A 17,573-nucleotide genomic window follows, 5' to 3' on the forward strand; every position below is an offset into this window, starting at 1 on the left:
TGCTAACTCCCTGAAAAGGCTCATTGCGAAGCGATGATCGATTGAAAGGCCTGAGCTAGGATGACGGCTGCAACACCGTAGACCGTCAGCCAGATACGGCGCTCCAGTCGCTCCAGCATCTGTTCCAGCCGGTCCAATCTGCGACCCAGGGTATCCAGCTGGATCTGGTGCACCTTTTCATGCGCCGTCAGCCGGTGCCCGGGCGCGCATTCGAAGGGGGGCAGAGGCATATCAGACATCCGTCTCCCCCTCCTCCCCCAGAGGAAGGGGGGGTAGTCCCAGCAGTTGCCTCTTTTCCGAAGCGCTCAGAAATTCGGCCCCTGAAACCTGTCGCCACTGTGCCTCTCGTTCACTTGCAAGAGCTGGGATTTGGTCGAGGTCCGGTTTCAATTCAACAACTTCCCCACCAAAGCCGGAGATCCACTCAGACAGGCTTGCGGCAACCCGTGTTGCCAGTGGCAGCACTGTCAGGCGGTAAAAGGCGCGGTTGGCCTCTTGGTAGTTGGAATAGGTCGCATCCCCGGGCAATCCCAACAGCATAGGAGGTACCCCAATCGCCAATGCAATTTCACGTGCGGCGGCTTCCTTGGTTTTTTGAAACTCCATATCAGCCGGGGAGAACCCCATGGGCTTCCAATCCAGCCCCCCCTCCAGGACCATAGGCCGCCCGGCATTTCGCGCCCCCTGAAAATTCACCTCGATCTCTTCGCTCAGCCGCCGGAACTGATCATCCGAGAGCCCCCCCTGCCCGTCACTTCCGCTCCAGACCAGGGCACCAGAGGGGCGGGCAGCATTGTCCAGCAGCGCTTTGGACCAATGAGAGGCCGCGTTATGCACCTCCAGTGCGGATCCCGCCGCCTGTAGCGGAGCCAGCCCATAGTGATCATCCTGCGGGTGATAGTTCTTGAGATGCAGAATTGGGTTGCGCATATCTGCGCAGTTAAAGCGATGTTTTCGCCCGCCGACCCGATATTCATAGGCCTGAGGCCAGCCATCGGGGCCTGGCACAACGCTCATCCGCTCTGGACGCAGAACATGCAATTCCGCTGGCCAACCTTGGGTCTCACTCACCGCTTCGACATAGGCGTTGCCGGACAGCAGCAAAGAGGCAAAGAGAGCTTCGAGAAAATCCTGTCGTGCCTGCGCGGCATTTGGATGTGCAACAAGAGACAAAACAGGATGGGTTTCAAAACGCGCCTGTGTATCCTGCAGAACCAGTGGCAAGGCCGCCGCGGCCTCAGCCACCATGCGAACCGCGCGAAATCCAACCGGATTGCTGCTGTAGCCCAGATTGGTCAGGGAGACGGTATCTCTGGGGCCCCAAACCGCAGTTGATCCTGCTTGCAGAGCAATGACACGAGATGCGGCACTGGCTTTCTTTTCCACGGGCTGTCGCCGCTGCCAGGGTAGATTGAACCGCATGAGCCACTCCTTAGGTTTGAGGCGGGGCATTTGCCCCTGTGCTGAAGAAGATCATTGCCGACGGAATTGAAGAAATCTAAGTCACGCCGTTCAGAGCATTGGCAACACCAGCTCAACCACTTGTAAAATAACAATTTCCCCCTAAAGCACTCTTGCCCTGGGTAGCCGGTAGCTGCTTGTCGGCCGCAAGATCAGTTCATGGATTGCCCAAACCAGGGCATCCAGCCGATCCGGTGACCCCTGCCCCAGGAAGCCCTGGGGGGTCATCTGGCACATCTGATCTTCTAGGGCGCCCAGCCCCCGCAGATGAAACACGCGCCCCTGCTCATAAAGCGCGGCAACAGGCTCTGCCCTCGCGGTCTTTCCTTTGCTTGCGTGATGCGCCGTAAAGGGAACATTAGGATCAACTTGCCTGAGCAGGTTTTCGACCAAGGCGCCCCCTTGATTGACCTCTGCAATCACGCGACAGGCGCCGAACTCTTCTTTGGCGGCGATGACCGCCTTGGCCCAACTTAAAGGTCCTTCACCCTGCACGGTGCGATCCGCCAGCACATAGGTTTCCCACTCACTGGGAGTACCAGCGTGACGCGCCCCCGCAACCAGAATGCCGCAGGCATCAGAGGCTTTGCCCGCACTCACCGCTGGATCAACAGCAACCACGATCCGGTCAAGTTCCGGCGCTTCTTTGCACTGCTGCCCTGCAAGCTCAGCAGAACTCCATAGCGCCCCCTCAACATCGCTGAGCAAACAACCCTCCAGTTCTTGTCGCCCTAGACGGGTCCCAGCATATCGCTGCTTCATCTCTTCCAGAAAGGACGGCGCAAGATTTGCGCGGTTCGCATCGGTCGGCGCATGGGTCTGCACGGTAGAGCTTTGAGCCAGAACGTCGCGCAAAATCTGGCTGTTGCGCGGTGTTGTGGTGATACAGGCCCTTGGATCCTTGCCCAAACGCAGGGCAAACTGCAGCATATCCCAGGCTTCACGTCCGCGTTTCCACTTGGCCAGTTCATCCAGCCAGGCCAGATCAAATTGCGGTCCCCGCAAGGCTTCTGGATCATGGGCTGAGAAGGCCTGTGCCTGGGCTCCATTGGCCCAGAGAAGTTTGCGCTCACCCGCTTTCCACTGCGGCCTGCGATCCTTTGGGGAACAGGCCAGAATGCCACTATCTCCCTGGATCATGACGTCGCGCACCTGATCATAGGTTTCACCAACCAGGGCAAGCCGCCGGGACGGGCCAGTGGAGAGCGGCGTTGCTCCCTCTATCTGGCAGCGAACCCATTCTGCCCCTGCGCGGGTCTTTCCTGCTCCGCGACCACCCAAAATGACCCAGTTTCGCCAAGCCCCCTTTGGAGCGATCTGATGAGGCAAAGCCCAGCATTCAAAGAGATAGGGCAGAGCAGCAAGAGCGTTGCCTTGCAGACTACTCAGAAACCTTTCCTGCATCTCTGGCGGCGCGCAGGCGAGCCAATCGATCGCGGATCTCATGCTTTGCGGCGTCGAGATCAAGTTCTGTTGTCTCTGCAAGGGTGAGGGCATTTCGCTCTGCAAGGAATTTCTCCACTTTCTGGCAATCTCGAATAAGCCCCTCCAGCTTGTTCAACGCAGGCGTTGGTCCGCTGATCGCGTCCGTCTCTTCTTGGGATAATCTGTCGTGGAAGCTCTCGGCCTCCTGTCGAAGCCTAAGGATGGAGCGCTGCAGGGATTGACATAGATCCCGCAGGTTCAGGACATCCCTGTCCGTTTCTGGTATTGTCATGAGTGATCAAACTCGGCTGGTTCCAAACCGCCATAAGCCGCTGGGAATGAGGATGATTTGCCCCGATGCTTCCCAGTTGTCGCTGCTTTGAACAGTTTGCCGCATTGGGACGGGTCGGTCAAATCCAGTTTGGCCGGTACAGCCCGGCCCTGCTGAAGAACCTTAACCTTCGTCGACCTGCCTCGATCATACTGCCCCAAAAGAGAAAACCACCCGACACGGCATCGCGTGTGGGTGGTTCTGAAACTTCTGGCCCGTCAAAGAGCCATTAGTTGTTGTTGCGCTCTGCCTCGATGCGTCGCCATTTGGCAACGTTCTGATTGTGCTCTTGCAGGGTCTTTGCAAAGGCATGGCCACCGGTGCCATCCGCCACAAAAAACAGGAACTCCGTATCAGCCGGGTTCACCGCAGCTTCCAGGCTGGCACGACCAGGGTTTGCAATCGGAGTAGGTGGAAGACCTTCGATCACATAGGTGTTCCAGGGCGTGACTTTGCGAAGTTCGCTGCGTCTCAACCCTCTTCCCAGGATGCCCTGCCCCTTAGTCACGCCATAGATCACGGTCGGGTCCGTTTGCAGACGCATTCCACGGTTGAGACGATTGGTAAAGACGCTCGCAACCTGCCAGCGTTCCTCTGCTACACCTGTCTCTTTCTCGATGATAGAGGCCAGGATCAGCATCTCTTCCGGTGAGTTGACCGCTGCATTTGGTCCACGATTTTCCCAAGCGGCAGCGATTAGTAGCGCCTGACGGTCCTGCATGTCTTCCAGAACACGCTCACGGCTGGTACCAGCCACCAGCTCATAACTGTCTGGCGCCAGAGTACCCTCCGCCGGCAGATCAGCAACCTCACCGGAAAGCACTTCAATCGATTTCAGAGCTTCAACAACCTGCCAGCTGGTCACACCTTCGGCCAAGGAGACCCTGAAACGTGTATCGGGCTCAGCCTGGCGTTTGACAAAAAGTTCCGGAATTTCATCGGTACCGGGCTCAAATTTGGCGCGTTCGACAAAATTCCCGGTTGCCGGATCCAGTTCACGCAACTCAGCCCGCAGACGCGTCACGCCGATGCGATAAACAATCTCTGTGCCGCAAGTACTTGCTCCACCGATGGTAACCTGCCCCAGGATCTGCTCCATCGAGGCACCTGGCTCGACCAGAAAACTACCGGCTTTGAGCTGCGCGGTCTTTTCACTGTATTTCGCCGCAAGCCGGAATATCACACCCGACGAAACAGCCCCCTGCTCCTCCAAAGAGCGGCTGACCTTGGTCATGTTTGAACCAGGTCGGACCTGCAGGCAGATGGCCTCTGCCAATGGCCCATCAGAAGTATATTGCGACTTTCCCCAGAGGATGAGGCCGCCCAAAAGGAACAGCCCCACAACCAGGATAGTCAACATGTTAGAAGCGAGGCTTCGCCACATTTATTCAGGCTTTCCGAAGATAACCGAGGCATTGGTCCCGCCAAACCCAAAGGAGTTGGACAGGGCCACATTGATTTCCCGCTCCCGCTTCTGATTGGGCGCGAGATCAAGTTCGGTTTCAACAGCGGGGTTATCCAGGTTGATTGTGGGCGGTGCCACCTGATCCCGGATCGCCAGAATGGAGAAGATCGCCTCAATCGCGCCGGCCGCCCCCAAAAGGTGCCCGGTGGCGGATTTGGTTGAAGTCATGGTGACGTTGCTGGCGTGATCGCCCAGCATACGTTCCACCGCGCCCAGCTCAATCGTATCCGCCATGGTCGAAGTACCATGCGCATTGATGTAATCGATGTCGTTTGGCTCCAGGCCCGCGTTTTTCAGAGCCGCACGCATGGAGCGCTCACCACCTTCACCGTCCTCGGAGGGCGCTGTGATGTGATAGGCATCACCGGAGAGGCCATAACCCAGCACCTCGGCGTAGATCTTAGCTCCGCGAGCCTTGGCGTGGTCGTAATCTTCCAGAACAACGATGCCAGCACCTTCACCCATGACAAAACCATCGCGGTCTGCGTCATAGGGGCGGCTGGCTGATTTTGGATCATCCGCGCGTTTGGTGCTGAGCGCCTTGCAGGCGTTGAAGCCCGCAATGCCGATTTCACAAATGGCCGCTTCTGCACCACCTGCAACCATAACATCCGCGTCCCCTGAGCGGATCAGCCGCGCCGCATCACCAATGGCATGGGCACCAGTGGAACAGGCCGTCACAACCGAATGGTTGGGGCCTTTGAATCCGAAACGGATCGAAACCTGGCCAGAGATCAGGTTGATCAGCGCACCGGGAATAAAGAAAGGAGAAACCCGACGGGGCCCCTTTTCCTTGATCATCACAGCGGTATCCGCGATGGAGCTAAGCCCACCAATGCCGGAGCCGATCATAACGCCAGTGCGCAGCAGGCTCTCCTCGTCCTCAGGCGTCCAGCCCGCATCGCGCACAGCCATATCGGCGGCAGCAATGCCATAGAGGATGAAATCATCGATCTTCTTCTGATCTTTCTTGATGACCCAATCATCCGGGCTAAACGTGCCCTCAGAGCCGTCACCGCGTGGCACTTCGCAGGCATATGTCGTAGTGACGCCGCTTGCCTCGGCATCAAACAGGGTGATGGGACCTGCACCAGACTCTCCGTCAAGCAGGCGTGTCCAGGATTCTTCCACTCCGCTGGCCAATGGGGTAACCAAGCCCAGTCCGGTGACAACTACTCGACGCATTCCTTGCTCTCCTTTGCCTCGGCAATCCGTGAAACCAAATAGCTTGGATTGCGCTTGGGGCGCAAGAGTTCAGAACGGCGTAAACCCGCCGGAAACCGGTCTATTTCTCATCTTATAGGGATAGAACGGCTTGCCCCGCCCCGTTCAGCAACTGCCAACAGCCCCTTTTGCGATCCCCACTCCGGAAAAGGCTTTTGCAAAGCGCGAGATGGATCGGGATGGCCTACTCTGGCGCAATCCCGATCCAAAGGCATCTAGAGGAATTCAGCAACCGGTTCAGGTTGTGGCTGCGCAACCTGCAGCGCATCTTCCAGAGTGAGCGTTTTGCGGAACAGGGCACGACCCACAAGGGCGCCTGAGATATTGTTGATGTACTTCAAACGTGCAATGTCGTCCGCCCCACGAACAACGCCACTGGCGATCACCGGGGATTTTGCTTCTGAAGCGAGTTTAGAGATCAATCCAAGCTGCGCTTCGACATCAGACATATCGCTGTCGATATCCGTTACGATAATGCCCGCAAAGGGGTCCGACCCAAAGGCTGCGATAAAGCTCGAAGGGTCAAAGGCCCCCGCCTGGCGCCAACCTTCTGTCATGACCTGGCCCTCCCAGACATCTACCGCTAAAACGATCTGGTCCGGGTGATGCTTTGCCAGATCCGAAATCAGCGCAGGATCCAGCGCAGCCAATGTTCCGACAACGATGCGACCAGCGCCTTTGTCGATCCAGGTCTCGATGGTTTCGCGACTGCGCATCCCGCCGCCAAGCTGCACGGGGATCCCAGCTGTGCGGATGATTTCTTCAATCAGTTCAACATTGTCAGAGTTTCCCTGAAGCGCGTTGAAGTCCGTGATGTGCATCCACTCCGCGCCAGCGGCGGCAAAGCTCTTGGCTGTTTCCACCGGATCGACATGCCAGACCATTGGTTCATCAAGCCGACCTTTGTCCAAGGTAACACAACGACCGTCCATCAGTTCCATTGTCGGGAATATCATCATGGCAGTAGCCCTCCTGGTTGCTATCAACTGCAAGTCTACCACAATAAGTGGCCTTGCCCAGCGAGGTTACGCCAGGACACCAGGGGAGAGACGACGCAAAACGGCGCTCCCTGTCCAGGAAGCGCCGTTGGAAAATTCACAAAACTGTGAACAGAGCTTAGGAAGCTTCAGTGATGAACTTCACTGCGTCGCCAAAGGTCTGGATGGTTTCCGCTGCATCGTCAGGGATTTCGATGCCGAATTCTTCTTCGAACGCCATGACCAGCTCAACGGTGTCCAGGCTGTCGGCGCCCAGATCGTCGATGAAGGACGCAGCTTCGGTTACTTTGTCTTCTTCAACACCCAGGTGCTCTACAACGATCTTTTTTACGCGGTCTGCGACGTCGCTCATGTCAATTCCTCATTCTTCAGGGCAGCTTGCCCGGTTGTGCCCGAACCCGCAGGGGCTGGCGTTAGATTGCCCTGCCGGGCGGTTCTGCCTCCTAAACGCGGAGACGGCCTGGTCGAACCCCAAGAGCAGGCCCCGCCAGATACAGATATGCGCCGCCTATAGCATAGTCGGCGACAGAGGCAAATGGTTTCCCGGTCTCAGCTCTGTTCTGAGCTCGGGTCTCTCACCTCTGCAGTGACAGCAGATGGAGGCTCTCTCAACTTCAAACAAGACTTACCCGAGGAAAAGCGTGGTAAGTTTCTGAAAAAAGACAGAAAGACCTGTCAGCTACCATTTGTTGGCGGGGCATTTTTCCGCCCCAGGCGCTGTTTTCGGGCTGGAATACCATCGCATTCCACCCCCAAAACACAGGCGAAAATCAGAGCATCGCCATGCCGCCATTCACATGCAACGTAGTGCCTGTGACATAGCCAGATTCCTCGCTCGCCAGATAAAGCACCGCCGATGCAATCTCTTTCGAATCTCCCATTCGACCTGCGGGGATTTGGGTCAGGATTGCGTCTTTTTGCTTGTCATTCAGCTTTTCGGTCATCGCGGTCGCAATGAAACCAGGAGCCACCGCGTTGACGGTAATGCCCCGGTTCGCGACCTCATAGGCCAGCGATTTCGACATCCCGATCATCCCCGCCTTGGAGGCCGCGTAGTTGCCCTGACCCGGGTTCCCGGTTGAGCCAACAACAGAGGAGATATTGATGATCCGCCCCCAACGCGCTTTCATCATGCCACGCAGAACGCCGCGGCACAGGCGCATGGTAGAGGTAAGGTTCACGTCCAGAACGCTCTGCCATTCCTCATCTTTCATGCGCATGAAGAGGTTGTCGCGGGTGATGCCTGCGTTGTTCACCAGAACATCAACCGAGCCCATGGCTTCGGCCGCCTGTTTGGGCAGTGCTTCCACCGCTTCTGCATCCGAAAGATTGCAGGTCAGAACATGGGCCCGTTCGCCTAGCTCTTCCGCCAGAGCGTTCAGCGGCTCTTCGCGTGTGCCCGAAAGCGCAACAGTTGCTCCTGCAGCATGCAGAGCGCGGGCAATGTCACCACCAATGCCACCTGAAGCGCCGGTTACCAGGGCATTCTTGCCGGTCAGATCAAACATTCTTTTTCCTCGTTCCTTATGCTTCCAACGCCGCTTTGACGTCTGCATCGGTTCCAACCTGACGTGACGCCAGGCTGCGATCTATTTTTCGAATCATGCCAGAGAGCGCTTTACCTGCGCCAATCTCCCAGAATTCAGTCACACCCTTGGCCGCCATGGCCTGCACACTTTCGCGCCAGCGCACGGATCCGGTCACCTGTTCGACCAACAATTCACGGATCAGGGCGGGATCAGTCACCTCATCAGCGCGCACATTGGCAATCAGGGGAACCTTTGGCGCTTGAATTTCCACAGCTGTCAGGGCCTCGGCCATGACATCCGCCGCCGGCTGCATCAGGGCACAATGGAACGGCGCAGAAACCGGAAGCATCACGGCACGCTTCGCTCCGCGGGATTTGGCGATCTCTGCAGCCCGCTCAACCGCCGCTTTGTGGCCAGAAACCACGACCTGAGTGGGGTCATTGTCATTTGCGGCCTGAACAACCTCGCCCTCCGCTGCGGCCTCTGCCGCAACCTCTTTGACGGTTGCAAAGTCGAGCCCCAGAAGAGCCGCCATAGCGCCAACACCAACGGGAACTGCGCTTTGCATGGCCTGCCCGCGGGTCCGCAACAGTCGAGCAGTATCAGCCAGAGAGATCGCGCCCGCCGCAGCTAGGGCTGAGTATTCCCCAAGGCTGTGACCTGCAACAAATCCCGCCTTCTCAATGGTGATCCCTTCCGCCTCAAGCGCCTTCATCGCAGCAATGGATGTGGCCATCAAAGCAGGCTGAGCATTCTGGGTCAGCGTCAGCGTCTCGATCTCACCCTCCCAGATCAGGTCACTGAGCTTTTCACCCAGCGCGTCATCCACTTCCTCGAAAACGGATTTTGCTGCCGGGAAAGCCTCTGCCAGAGCCTTTCCCATACCGATGGTCTGGGCACCCTGACCAGGGAACACAAATGCGATTGTCATAAGGACCTCATCCTTCACTGCCATTTGCTTCGGTTTAGACGCAGCTGACGCAACGTACAAGAGAACAGCGATGAGGTCGCGCGATATGGCGTCAGGACTACATGCTTCTGGCCAGTCTAAACTTGCGCACAAATTCTGTGCAAAGGTGAAGAAGGCCCTCGCTTTGCACAGCAGCTTTCAATGCCTAAGTTGAGGATGAATACCTAGCGCTCTCACGACAACAAGGATCCACTGCCGTGCCAATACAAAATTCAGCGCAGCGCTATGGCAGCATAGCAAAGTTTTTCCACTGGCTAACGGCCCTCTTGATGCTAACGGTGTTTCCGCTTGGGCTCGTTGCAAGCAACCTTTCACACTCCATACTCAGCGCAGAGTTTGATGGTTCGGCAGAGACGATTGCGCGCGCAGTTCTTCTGTTCTCTATCCACAAAACTCTTGGCGTGACGATCTTCTTTGTCGCGATTGCGCGCATCCTTTGGGCCCTGACACAGCCTAAGCCAGGGCTTTTGCACCCCGAGAACAAACCCGAAGCCTTTGCCGCGGAAACGGTTCACTGGCTTCTTTATGGGGCCATGCTGATCGCACCACTTTCCGGCTGGATCCATCATGCGGCCACCACCGGTTTTGCTCCAATCTGGTGGCCCTTTGGACAGGACCTCCCCTTTGTTCCCAAATCCGAAGGCCTAGCCGCGCTCTTTGGTACACTGCATTGGCTGGCGGTCTTCACCCTGCTTGGCGCCTTTGGGCTGCATGTTGCTGGGGCATTGAAACATGCCGTTATTGACCGCGACGCGACGCTTCAGCGGATGCTGCCAGGGAACTCTGATCTGCCTGCCCCACGCGCGCAAAAGCACGCCATCCTGCCAGCCTTTGCGGCACTGGCGATCTGGGTGGCCGTTCTGGGTGCTGGCAGTCAGCTTCTAGGTTCGAACCATGATCACGCCTCTGATCATAGCCAGGCGGATGCTGCCGTGGCAGTGCAACAAGAGGGTGCAACCGCTGAAACCGACAGCACCTGGGCCACAGAGCCTGCTCAAAACGACGCTGCGACGCTTGCCTCCAACTGGCGGGTTGAGAACGGGAGCATTTCTATCACCATTCAGCAGATGGGCAGCGCTGTCACTGGGCAATTCAACAGCTGGGATGCGCAAATCCAGTTCGAGGAGCCAACCGCTCCGGGCCCAGCAGGGCGAGTTGATGTTGAGATCGACATCACTTCGCTCAGCTTGGGTTCTGTGACCGACCAAGCAATGGGTGCGGACTATTTCGACAGTGCCAGTTTTCCAACCGCCCGCTTCCAGGCTGAACTGTCAAAAGGCACATCCGGTTACGAGGCTGTGGGAACTCTGACGCTGAGAGGGAAAAGCCTGCCCCTGTCCTTCCTCTTTGATCTGCAACTCAACGGGGACAAGGCCACGATGCAGGCCCAGGCTTCTGTAAACCGAATGGATTTTGACATCGGCCTTGGCACCAAAGACGAAGGATCACTGGGCTATGAAGTCGTGATTGTAGTAGCGCTTGATGCAGTCAATACCGGTGACTGACAGGTAACTCTCGAGTTCAGAAAACACTGAACGCTCTGTTGCTGCAGGGCGTTCTTTTTTGGCATCACACCAGTTGGGCCCTTTGCCAGCACAAATTTATACTGCATCCTTTGTCTATGCAGGCACTTATTTCTTTTGATCGGAATTTTGGCGAAGACTGGCACGGACCGCTTTGGATCCTTAGGACACCGGAGAATGAGGATTGGTTCAATCGGCAGGGAAAACTCCTTGCAGGCAGTGCTTTATTCCTCTGCATATCGGGCGAGCCCCCTGTTGAAACCTGCTTCGCGTGTTGTGGAACGTACAGGATCACCATCCAAGAAGTACCTCGGTCCAAGTGAGAGGGTTTCCCTTGGACCCTTCTGTCCTCGCAGCGCTTCGGAAGGAAGGTCTGGAACCTACAAGTGTTTGGGCCTCGGACAATCGTTTCTTTCTGGACATAGCGCCCCAGAATTGAACTGCAAAATTTCCCTTTCTTTGCCAATCAAACGAAACAAGAAATGCCGCGTTCCTTGGGGAAACGCGGCATCTCTGATCAGCATTGTTGAAAGCGTCGAAAGTTTATTCGGCCTTCATTGCCTCGATCGAAATCTGCAGCTGCACTTCGTCGCTGACGAAGGGGGCAAATTTTCCGAGGTTGAAATCAGAACGCACCAGCGAGGCTGTCGCGTCAAATCCGGCCCATGGCTTGCCCGCCATTGGGTGATCGCCGGTCTGGTTCAGCTTGGCATCCAGCACAACAGGCTTGGTCACGCCATTCAGGGTCAGATCACCGGTGATTTTGGCAGTGGAATCGCCCGTCACTTCAATCGCAGTGGATTTAAATGTGATCTGATCATCGCCATTTGCCGCAAAGAAATCTTTGGACATGAAATGATCAAAACGCGCTTCCCAGCCTGTCAGCATGGAAGACAGTGGCATCGAAACGGAAACGCTCGAGTTGGCAGGCGCTTCCTGATCGAACATCACCTCGCCTTCAAAGCCGGAAAACATCCCCCATGTGGTCGAATAGCCAAGGTGATTATAGTTGAACAGAACCTGGCTGTGGCTGGCATCGAGAACATATTTTTCCGGGGCGGCCTGAACTGCAGCTGCACTAAGCCCTGCAAATGCAGCAGCGAGAATGATCTTTTTCATGGGTCAGAGCTCCGTTGGATCTGAAGATTGTTTCTACACTTCAAATTCTGGGTTCAGTGCGATTGAAATGAAAGAGACATTTTCCAACACGTTCTGTTGTGAAATGAACAATTCATCTGCGACTTTTTGCACAGACAGGGGGTGGGGTGCAGAAAACCGCGCATGAGGGTGGCAGTCTTCACAGCCTCGTGATCTTCAAGAGCGACGGAATTTAGGACGGCGGATAATTAGGCTAATCGAATCTTAGCTGAACAGTTGAACCGCCCCGCTTAGCTGATCGCGCAGCTGGCTACGGGCAAAAGAGCTGTCCAGAGGGACTTCAACCAGGAAGCTGCCATCTCGTTCGTAGAAAATAGCGGATGTTTCCGTCAGCCGGGCGCCACCGATTGTATCATAGCGCCGACGCAGTACTGTGCGGGCCCTGCCCCGACGGTCACGTTTGAGCGCACGCAATTCCTGGCGCACCGGATCAAAACAGACCTCTGGCAGATCGCGATGATCACGCAGCGTGACCAGGATCAGCCCCAGAACAGCAAAAACCAGCGAGACCCCAACCTTGATGAGGTTCATTTCTGGGTCATTCGGACTACCGTGCACCAGCCAGACACCGGCGGCACTCAGAAGCATTGCAACGCCAAGCGCACGCATCAGATAGGCCCTGATCTGCCAATGGGCCTCAAACTTCAGAACCAAAGGCACCGCTGCCGCATGCTTGCGGGCTCTTATCACCGCCGATTGGGGGTTGAAGGAGGTGGAAATGGCTTGATGGGTCATCTGCTTTTGCCCTTTTTGCGTATCACAGGGTCAGATCCCTGCACTTTTAACTTTTCGTTAACCATGTTTGACTGCAGGAATGCGTCAGCATTTGGGCGGAAGTCGGGATTTATCGGAATTGACTTCCAATCGCAGCCTCTGGGCCATGTTTTGCCTTGCCCTTTTTGCAGCAGCGGATATATGGGGCCATCCTTCCGCGATTTTTTCGATCCGCGTAGACTCTCGTGACAGGGCAGCGGAAGGCAAACCGCCCCGTCTATGAAATGCGCCTAGACACAAACAGGAGTTCGCATGCCCCTTTATGAGCATGTAATGATTGCGCGTCAGGACCTGTCCAACTCGCAAGCTGAAGGCCTCATCGAACATTTTGGTGCCGTTCTGGCTGACAACGAAGGTAAACTCGTTGACAGTGAGTACTGGGGCGTCAAGACCATGGCCTACAAGATCAACAAAAACCGCAAAGGTCACTATTCCTTCCTGCGCACCGATGCATCTGCAGCGGCCGTTCAGGAAATGGAACGCCTGATGCGCCTGCATGATGACGTTATGCGCGTTCTGACCATCAAGGTCGACGAGCACGCCGAGGGCCCTTCGGTCCAGATGCAGAAACGTGACGAACGCGACAACCGTCGCGAGCGCCGCTGATCTAAGCTTGAGAAAAGGACGCTAAACAATGGCCGCAAAACCATTTTTCCGCCGCCGCAAAGTGTGCCCCTTCTCGGGCGACAACGCGCCGAAGATCGATTACAAAGACACCCGTCTGCTGCAGCGCTACATCTCTGAGCGTGGCAAAATCGTTCCTTCCCGCATCACCGCCGTTTCGGCAAAGAAGCAGCGTGAACTGGCCCGTGCTATCAAGCGCGCCCGCTTCCTCGCCCTGCTGCCCTACGCCGTGAAGTAAGGAGATAAGCAGATGCAAGTTATCCTTCTTGAGCGTGTGGCCAAACTGGGTCAGATGGGCGACGTCGTAGACGTAAAGTCCGGTTATGCTCGCAACTTCCTGCTGCCTCAGGGCAAAGCCAAGACAGCATCGGAAGCCAACCTGGCTGCTTTTGAAGAGCAAAAAGCGCAGCTGGAAGCCCGTAACCTGGAAACCAAAAAAGAAGCAGAAGCACTGTCTGAAAAGCTGGATGGCCAGCAGTTCATCGTGATTCGCTCCGCTTCCGACGCTGGTGCCCTTTACGGTTCGGTTACCCCACGCGACGCCGCCGACGCAGCGACTGCCGATGGGTTCACCGTCGACAAGAAACAGATTGCTCTGATCGCACCGATCAAAGAACTGGGTCTGCACACAGTTCTGGTGAATCTGCACCCTGAAGTCGAAGCTGAAATCAAGCTGAACGTTGCACGTTCCGCTGAAGAAGCTGAGCTGCAGGCCTCTGGCAAGTCGATCCAAGAGCTGGCTGCGGAAGAAGAAGCTGCTGCTGAATTCGAAATCGCCGAACTCTTCGACGATATCGGTTCTGCCGCTTCTGATGACGACGAGGGCGACGCTCCGGCAGCTGCCGAAAGCGAAGAAACCTCAGCTTGATCCAAGATCAGCCCTGAAATTCTGGAAAGGCCATCCGATTTGGGTGGCCTTTTTCTTTCGGACTAGCCCAGAGCAAGCATTCGCTCTACCCTTTCGCTATCAGTCTTTTGAAGGGTATTTGTTATGTTGAAAAAAGCTATTCCCACCCTTGGCAGCTGCTGCCTTGCTCTGTTGCTTACGGCCTGCAACACCGTCCCGCTTGACGCACCTTTGCAGGTCTCAGGTCCCCTGGGCACCAATTTCAATGCGGATGAGGCCCAATGCCGCTCCGAGGCACGCCGAGTTGGCCAAGGCCACATAGGTCAGACTGCTGCGATTGGCGGCGTTGGCGGTGCCTTGGTCGGTTCTATCGAAAGCAGCGATGATGCCTTGGCAGGTGCCGTGATCGGCGCTGCAATTGGTGCTGCGGCTGCGGATGCAGAAGTGAAACAGGCCCGCCGCCAGTATCTGGTGCGCTGCATGCAACAAAGGGGCCACCCCGTAACCGGTTAAACCCGCCACGCTAACTGGCCTCAACTTGCTCTTAGTCTACGCCAGACCATTCCCTGGTGTAGGCAAGGCACTGCGCAGCGCTTCGGAGAAGAACCGCCGAAGCGCTGCGCATTGATTTCTCTTTGCCTCTCTCCTTGCTAGGGTTCCAGTATTGCTTACTTAGGAGTTCGCCATGCATCGGCGCCTTTTTCTTGGTCTTGTTCTTTTGCCTCTTTTTGCAGCAGCCTGTAGTGACAGCCATGCGGAGGAAGGCTCAGCCCGCTTTGATCCGCCTCTCTACCCAAATGAGACGCCAGAACTGCGCCACAGCATAAACCGCTGGGCCGACCATTATGAGGTGCCACGCGCCCTGGTGCACCGCCTAGCCATTCGGGAAAGCACCCACCGCCCCTGGGCCGTAAATCGTCCGTATTATGGTCTGTTGCAGATCTTGCCTGCCACCGCGCGATCCATGGGATTTCAGGGCAAACCGACGGATCTGCTGAATGCAGATACCAATCTGGAGTTCGCGGTCAAATACCTGCGCGGCGCCTGGCTCATTTCCGATGGCAGTTTCGACATGGCGGTCAAACATTACTCACGCGGGTATTGGCACGAAGCCAAACGCCGCGGCATGCTGAAGGAAACTGGTTTAGTAAGCGAGTAATCTTCTCTCCCAAAGATTGATCTTTTCAGCTGTTACTTTCCTGTTATCGTTACCGGATAAGAAACAAAAAGACATATTTGGGAGTTTGAAATGCCGATCACCCTAGACCGCCGGAGTTTTCTAGCTGGAAGCGCAGGCTTACTCGCTTTGCATCCTTTTTCATTGCAGGCAGCCAGCAACCAGGCCCATCTTCGCCTGATGGAGACAACGGACCTACACGTCCATGTCTTTCCCTATGATTATTATGCAGACAAGCCCCGCGATACAGTGGGCCTTGCCCGGACTGCCTCACTTGTGCGTGGAATTCGGGCCGAAGCGACAAACTCGCTACTATTGGACAATGGCGATTTTCTGCAGGGCAACCCGATGGGTGATTACATCGCATATGAGCGGGGCATGAAGGAAGGTGACATGCACCCGGTGATTGCAGCGATGAACACGCTGGGGTTTGATGCCTCAACTCTCGGAAACCACGAGTTTAACTATGGTCTGCCCTTCCTGATGAAATCCCTTGCAGGGGCGTCATTCCCTGTTGTCTGCGCCAATATCGCTAAGGAGACAGGCGCCTCCCCCCGTTACGACAGCACCCTCCTGCCCCCCTATGTCATTATTGAACGTGAACTGGAGGATGGAGCCGGTCAGAAACATAGTATCAAGATTGGATTGATCGGATTTGTGCCACCCCAGGTGATGAACTGGGACCGTCGCCATCTGGAGGGTAATGTTCAAGCGCGAGACATTCTGGAAACGGCCCGTGCCTATGTGCCTGAAATGCGTGAACGTGGCGCGGATATCGTGATTGCCCTGTCTCATTCCGGAATTGGCAGCGCCCAGGAAAGCGATGGGATGGAGAATGCCTCGGTCCCGCTGGCTTTGGTCGAGGGCATTGACGCCATCATGACTGGGCACAGCCACCTGGTCTTCCCCTCCTCCAAGTATCAGGGATTTGCTGGTGTCGATGCAGAAGGCGGTACCATCCATGGCAAACCCGCAACCATGGGGGGCTATTGGGGCAGTCATATGGGCCTGATTGACCTCATGCTTGAGCGGGATGGATCTGGATGGCGGGTTGTCGGCCATTCCAGCGAAGCCCGGCCCATTTCCAAACGCAACGAAGACAGGTCCATTACAGCCCTGGTTGAAAGCGACCAGGAGGTTCTTTCCTCTGTAGCTCAGGAGCATGAGGAAACCCTGGCTTATGTGCGCCGCGCCGTCGGCAAGACAGACGCGCCGCTGCATAGCTATTTTGCCTTGGTGGCCGATGACCCTTCGGTCCAGATCGTTTCTATCGCGCAGACCTGGTATATCTCGCAAATGCTGGAAGGTACGGAATATGAGGGCCTGCCTATCCTCTCTGCTGCGGCACCCTTCAAGGCAGGTGGCCGTGGCGGACCAGAGTATTTCACCGATGTTCCCAAAGGCGATGTTGCGATCAAGAACGTCTCTGACCTTTACCTCTATCCCAATACCGCCCGCGCCGTTCTGGTCAGTGGCGCCGAGGTAAAAGACTGGCTGGAGCGCTCTGCAGGTATTTTCAATCAGGTTGAGACCGGCAAGGCGGATCAGCTGCTGCTGAATCCCTCCTTCCCCAGCTATAATTTTGATGTGATCGACGGGGTTTCATATGAGATTGACCTCAGCCAGCCCTCAAAATTCGACCCCAAGGGTGAACTCATCCATCCAGCTGCCAGCCGGATCGTGAACCTTACCTACCAAGGGGAACCAATTCAGCCGGATGCGCAGTTTGTCATCGCGACAAATAACTACCGTGCATCGGGTGGTGGCGCTTTCCCAGGCGCCAAGGGGGATACGATCATTTTCGAAGGACCGGACACCAACCGCGATGTGATTGTCCGCTATATCGTCGAGAAAGGCACTATCAGTCCCAGAGCAGACGAAAACTGGCGCTTTGCCCCGCTGCCAGGCACCAGCGTTCTCTTTGACACCGGACCAAAGGCTGAGGCCTATATTGACACGATCAAAGGATTAGAAATCGAAGCTGCAGGTGCAGGTGCCGAAGGCTTTGCACGCTTCAAAATCTCGCTTTGAGTGAGCCATGGCAAATTCGCCAGGCAAAGAAAGAGG

General features: G+C 56.1%; 19 protein-coding genes. 7 read left to right on the forward strand and 12 right to left on the reverse strand.

The genetic code is table 11. The features are described from left to right. Window positions 1-20: 20 nt before the first annotated feature. The 10 genes from RSK20926_RS12070 to fabD form a co-directional block, all read right to left on the reverse strand. Window positions 21-239 carry a GTA head formation protein, RCAP_rcc01685 family gene (locus RSK20926_RS12070; RefSeq protein ID WP_008207044.1) on the reverse strand — a complete coding sequence of 73 codons (219 nt, stop codon included), beginning with the start codon at window positions 237-239 and terminating at the stop codon, window positions 21-23. Further along, window positions 232-1,422, reverse strand: a complete 1,191-nt coding sequence (locus RSK20926_RS12075) for a phage portal protein (protein WP_008207046.1) — start codon at window positions 1,420-1,422, stop codon at window positions 232-234. The genes RSK20926_RS12070 and RSK20926_RS12075 overlap by 8 nt, the downstream gene beginning before the upstream one ends. A gap of 141 nt (window positions 1,423-1,563) precedes the next feature. Further along, window positions 1,564-2,865, reverse strand: a complete 1,302-nt coding sequence (locus RSK20926_RS12080; protein WP_008207048.1) for a DNA-packaging protein — start codon at window positions 2,863-2,865, stop codon at window positions 1,564-1,566. Further along, window positions 2,843-3,178, reverse strand: a complete 336-nt coding sequence (locus RSK20926_RS12085; protein ID WP_008207049.1) for a hypothetical protein — start codon at window positions 3,176-3,178, stop codon at window positions 2,843-2,845. The genes RSK20926_RS12080 and RSK20926_RS12085 overlap by 23 nt, the downstream gene beginning before the upstream one ends. A gap of 268 nt (window positions 3,179-3,446) precedes the next feature. Beyond that, window positions 3,447-4,601, reverse strand: a complete 1,155-nt coding sequence (gene mltG / locus RSK20926_RS12090) for an endolytic transglycosylase MltG (protein WP_008207050.1) — start codon at window positions 4,599-4,601, stop codon at window positions 3,447-3,449. Further along, entirely contained in the window at window positions 4,602-5,867 is a 1,266-nt protein-coding gene (fabF, locus tag RSK20926_RS12095; protein WP_008207051.1) for a beta-ketoacyl-ACP synthase II, read from the reverse strand. Between the two features lie 254 nt (window positions 5,868-6,121). Continuing rightward, complete coding sequence (locus RSK20926_RS12100) at window positions 6,122-6,865, reverse strand: HisA/HisF-related TIM barrel protein (RefSeq protein ID WP_037254943.1); 744 nt, start codon at window positions 6,863-6,865, stop codon at window positions 6,122-6,124. Window positions 6,866-7,022: 157 nt separating this feature from the next. Further along, entirely contained in the window at window positions 7,023-7,256 is a 234-nt protein-coding gene (locus RSK20926_RS12105; RefSeq protein WP_008207053.1) for an acyl carrier protein, read from the reverse strand. 418 nt (window positions 7,257-7,674) lie between these two features. Next, entirely contained in the window at window positions 7,675-8,412 is a 738-nt protein-coding gene (fabG, locus tag RSK20926_RS12110) for a 3-oxoacyl-ACP reductase FabG (RefSeq protein WP_008207055.1), read from the reverse strand. A gap of 16 nt (window positions 8,413-8,428) precedes the next feature. Beyond that, window positions 8,429-9,364, reverse strand: coding sequence for an ACP S-malonyltransferase (gene fabD, locus RSK20926_RS12115; protein ID WP_037255022.1), 936 nt, complete (start codon window positions 9,362-9,364; stop codon window positions 8,429-8,431). 236 nt (window positions 9,365-9,600) lie between these two features. Here fabD and RSK20926_RS12120 point away from each other — a divergent pair, with 236 nt between their 5' ends. Beyond that, window positions 9,601-10,908, forward strand: coding sequence for a cytochrome b/b6 domain-containing protein (locus RSK20926_RS12120; RefSeq protein WP_037254945.1), 1,308 nt, complete (start codon window positions 9,601-9,603; stop codon window positions 10,906-10,908). A 561-nt stretch (window positions 10,909-11,469) separates the two neighbouring features. Here the strand turns inward: RSK20926_RS12120 and RSK20926_RS12125 are convergent. After that, complete coding sequence (locus RSK20926_RS12125) at window positions 11,470-12,045, reverse strand: YceI family protein (RefSeq protein WP_008207060.1); 576 nt, start codon at window positions 12,043-12,045, stop codon at window positions 11,470-11,472. Window positions 12,046-12,288: 243 nt separating this feature from the next. Then, window positions 12,289-12,819, reverse strand: coding sequence for a hypothetical protein (locus RSK20926_RS12130; protein ID WP_008207065.1), 531 nt, complete (start codon window positions 12,817-12,819; stop codon window positions 12,289-12,291). Window positions 12,820-13,110: 291 nt separating this feature from the next. Here RSK20926_RS12130 and rpsF point away from each other — a divergent pair, with 291 nt between their 5' ends. The 6 genes from rpsF to RSK20926_RS12160 all read left to right on the forward strand — a co-directional run bounded on the left by rpsF (window position 13,111) and on the right by RSK20926_RS12160 (window position 17,537). Beyond that, window positions 13,111-13,464 carry a 30S ribosomal protein S6 gene (rpsF, locus tag RSK20926_RS12135; RefSeq protein WP_008207067.1) on the forward strand — a complete coding sequence of 118 codons (354 nt, stop codon included), beginning with the start codon at window positions 13,111-13,113 and terminating at the stop codon, window positions 13,462-13,464. Window positions 13,465-13,492: 28 nt separating this feature from the next. After that, entirely contained in the window at window positions 13,493-13,720 is a 228-nt protein-coding gene (gene rpsR, locus RSK20926_RS12140; RefSeq protein ID WP_005982441.1) for a 30S ribosomal protein S18, read from the forward strand. Between the two features lie 12 nt (window positions 13,721-13,732). After that, window positions 13,733-14,350 carry a 50S ribosomal protein L9 gene (gene rplI, locus RSK20926_RS12145; protein ID WP_008207082.1) on the forward strand — a complete coding sequence of 206 codons (618 nt, stop codon included), beginning with the start codon at window positions 13,733-13,735 and terminating at the stop codon, window positions 14,348-14,350. A 123-nt stretch (window positions 14,351-14,473) separates the two neighbouring features. Continuing rightward, complete coding sequence (locus tag RSK20926_RS12150) at window positions 14,474-14,842, forward strand: hypothetical protein (RefSeq protein WP_008207085.1); 369 nt, start codon at window positions 14,474-14,476, stop codon at window positions 14,840-14,842. Window positions 14,843-15,014: 172 nt separating this feature from the next. Next, entirely contained in the window at window positions 15,015-15,488 is a 474-nt protein-coding gene (locus RSK20926_RS12155) for a lytic transglycosylase domain-containing protein (protein ID WP_008207087.1), read from the forward strand. Between the two features lie 90 nt (window positions 15,489-15,578). Beyond that, complete coding sequence (locus tag RSK20926_RS12160) at window positions 15,579-17,537, forward strand: bifunctional 2',3'-cyclic-nucleotide 2'-phosphodiesterase/3'-nucleotidase (protein ID WP_037254948.1); 1,959 nt, start codon at window positions 15,579-15,581, stop codon at window positions 17,535-17,537. Window positions 17,538-17,573 lie beyond the last annotated feature (36 nt).

Origin of the sequence: Roseobacter sp. SK209-2-6, assembly GCF_000169455.1 — a bacterium.
Classification (GTDB): domain Bacteria; phylum Pseudomonadota; class Alphaproteobacteria; order Rhodobacterales; family Rhodobacteraceae; genus Pseudophaeobacter.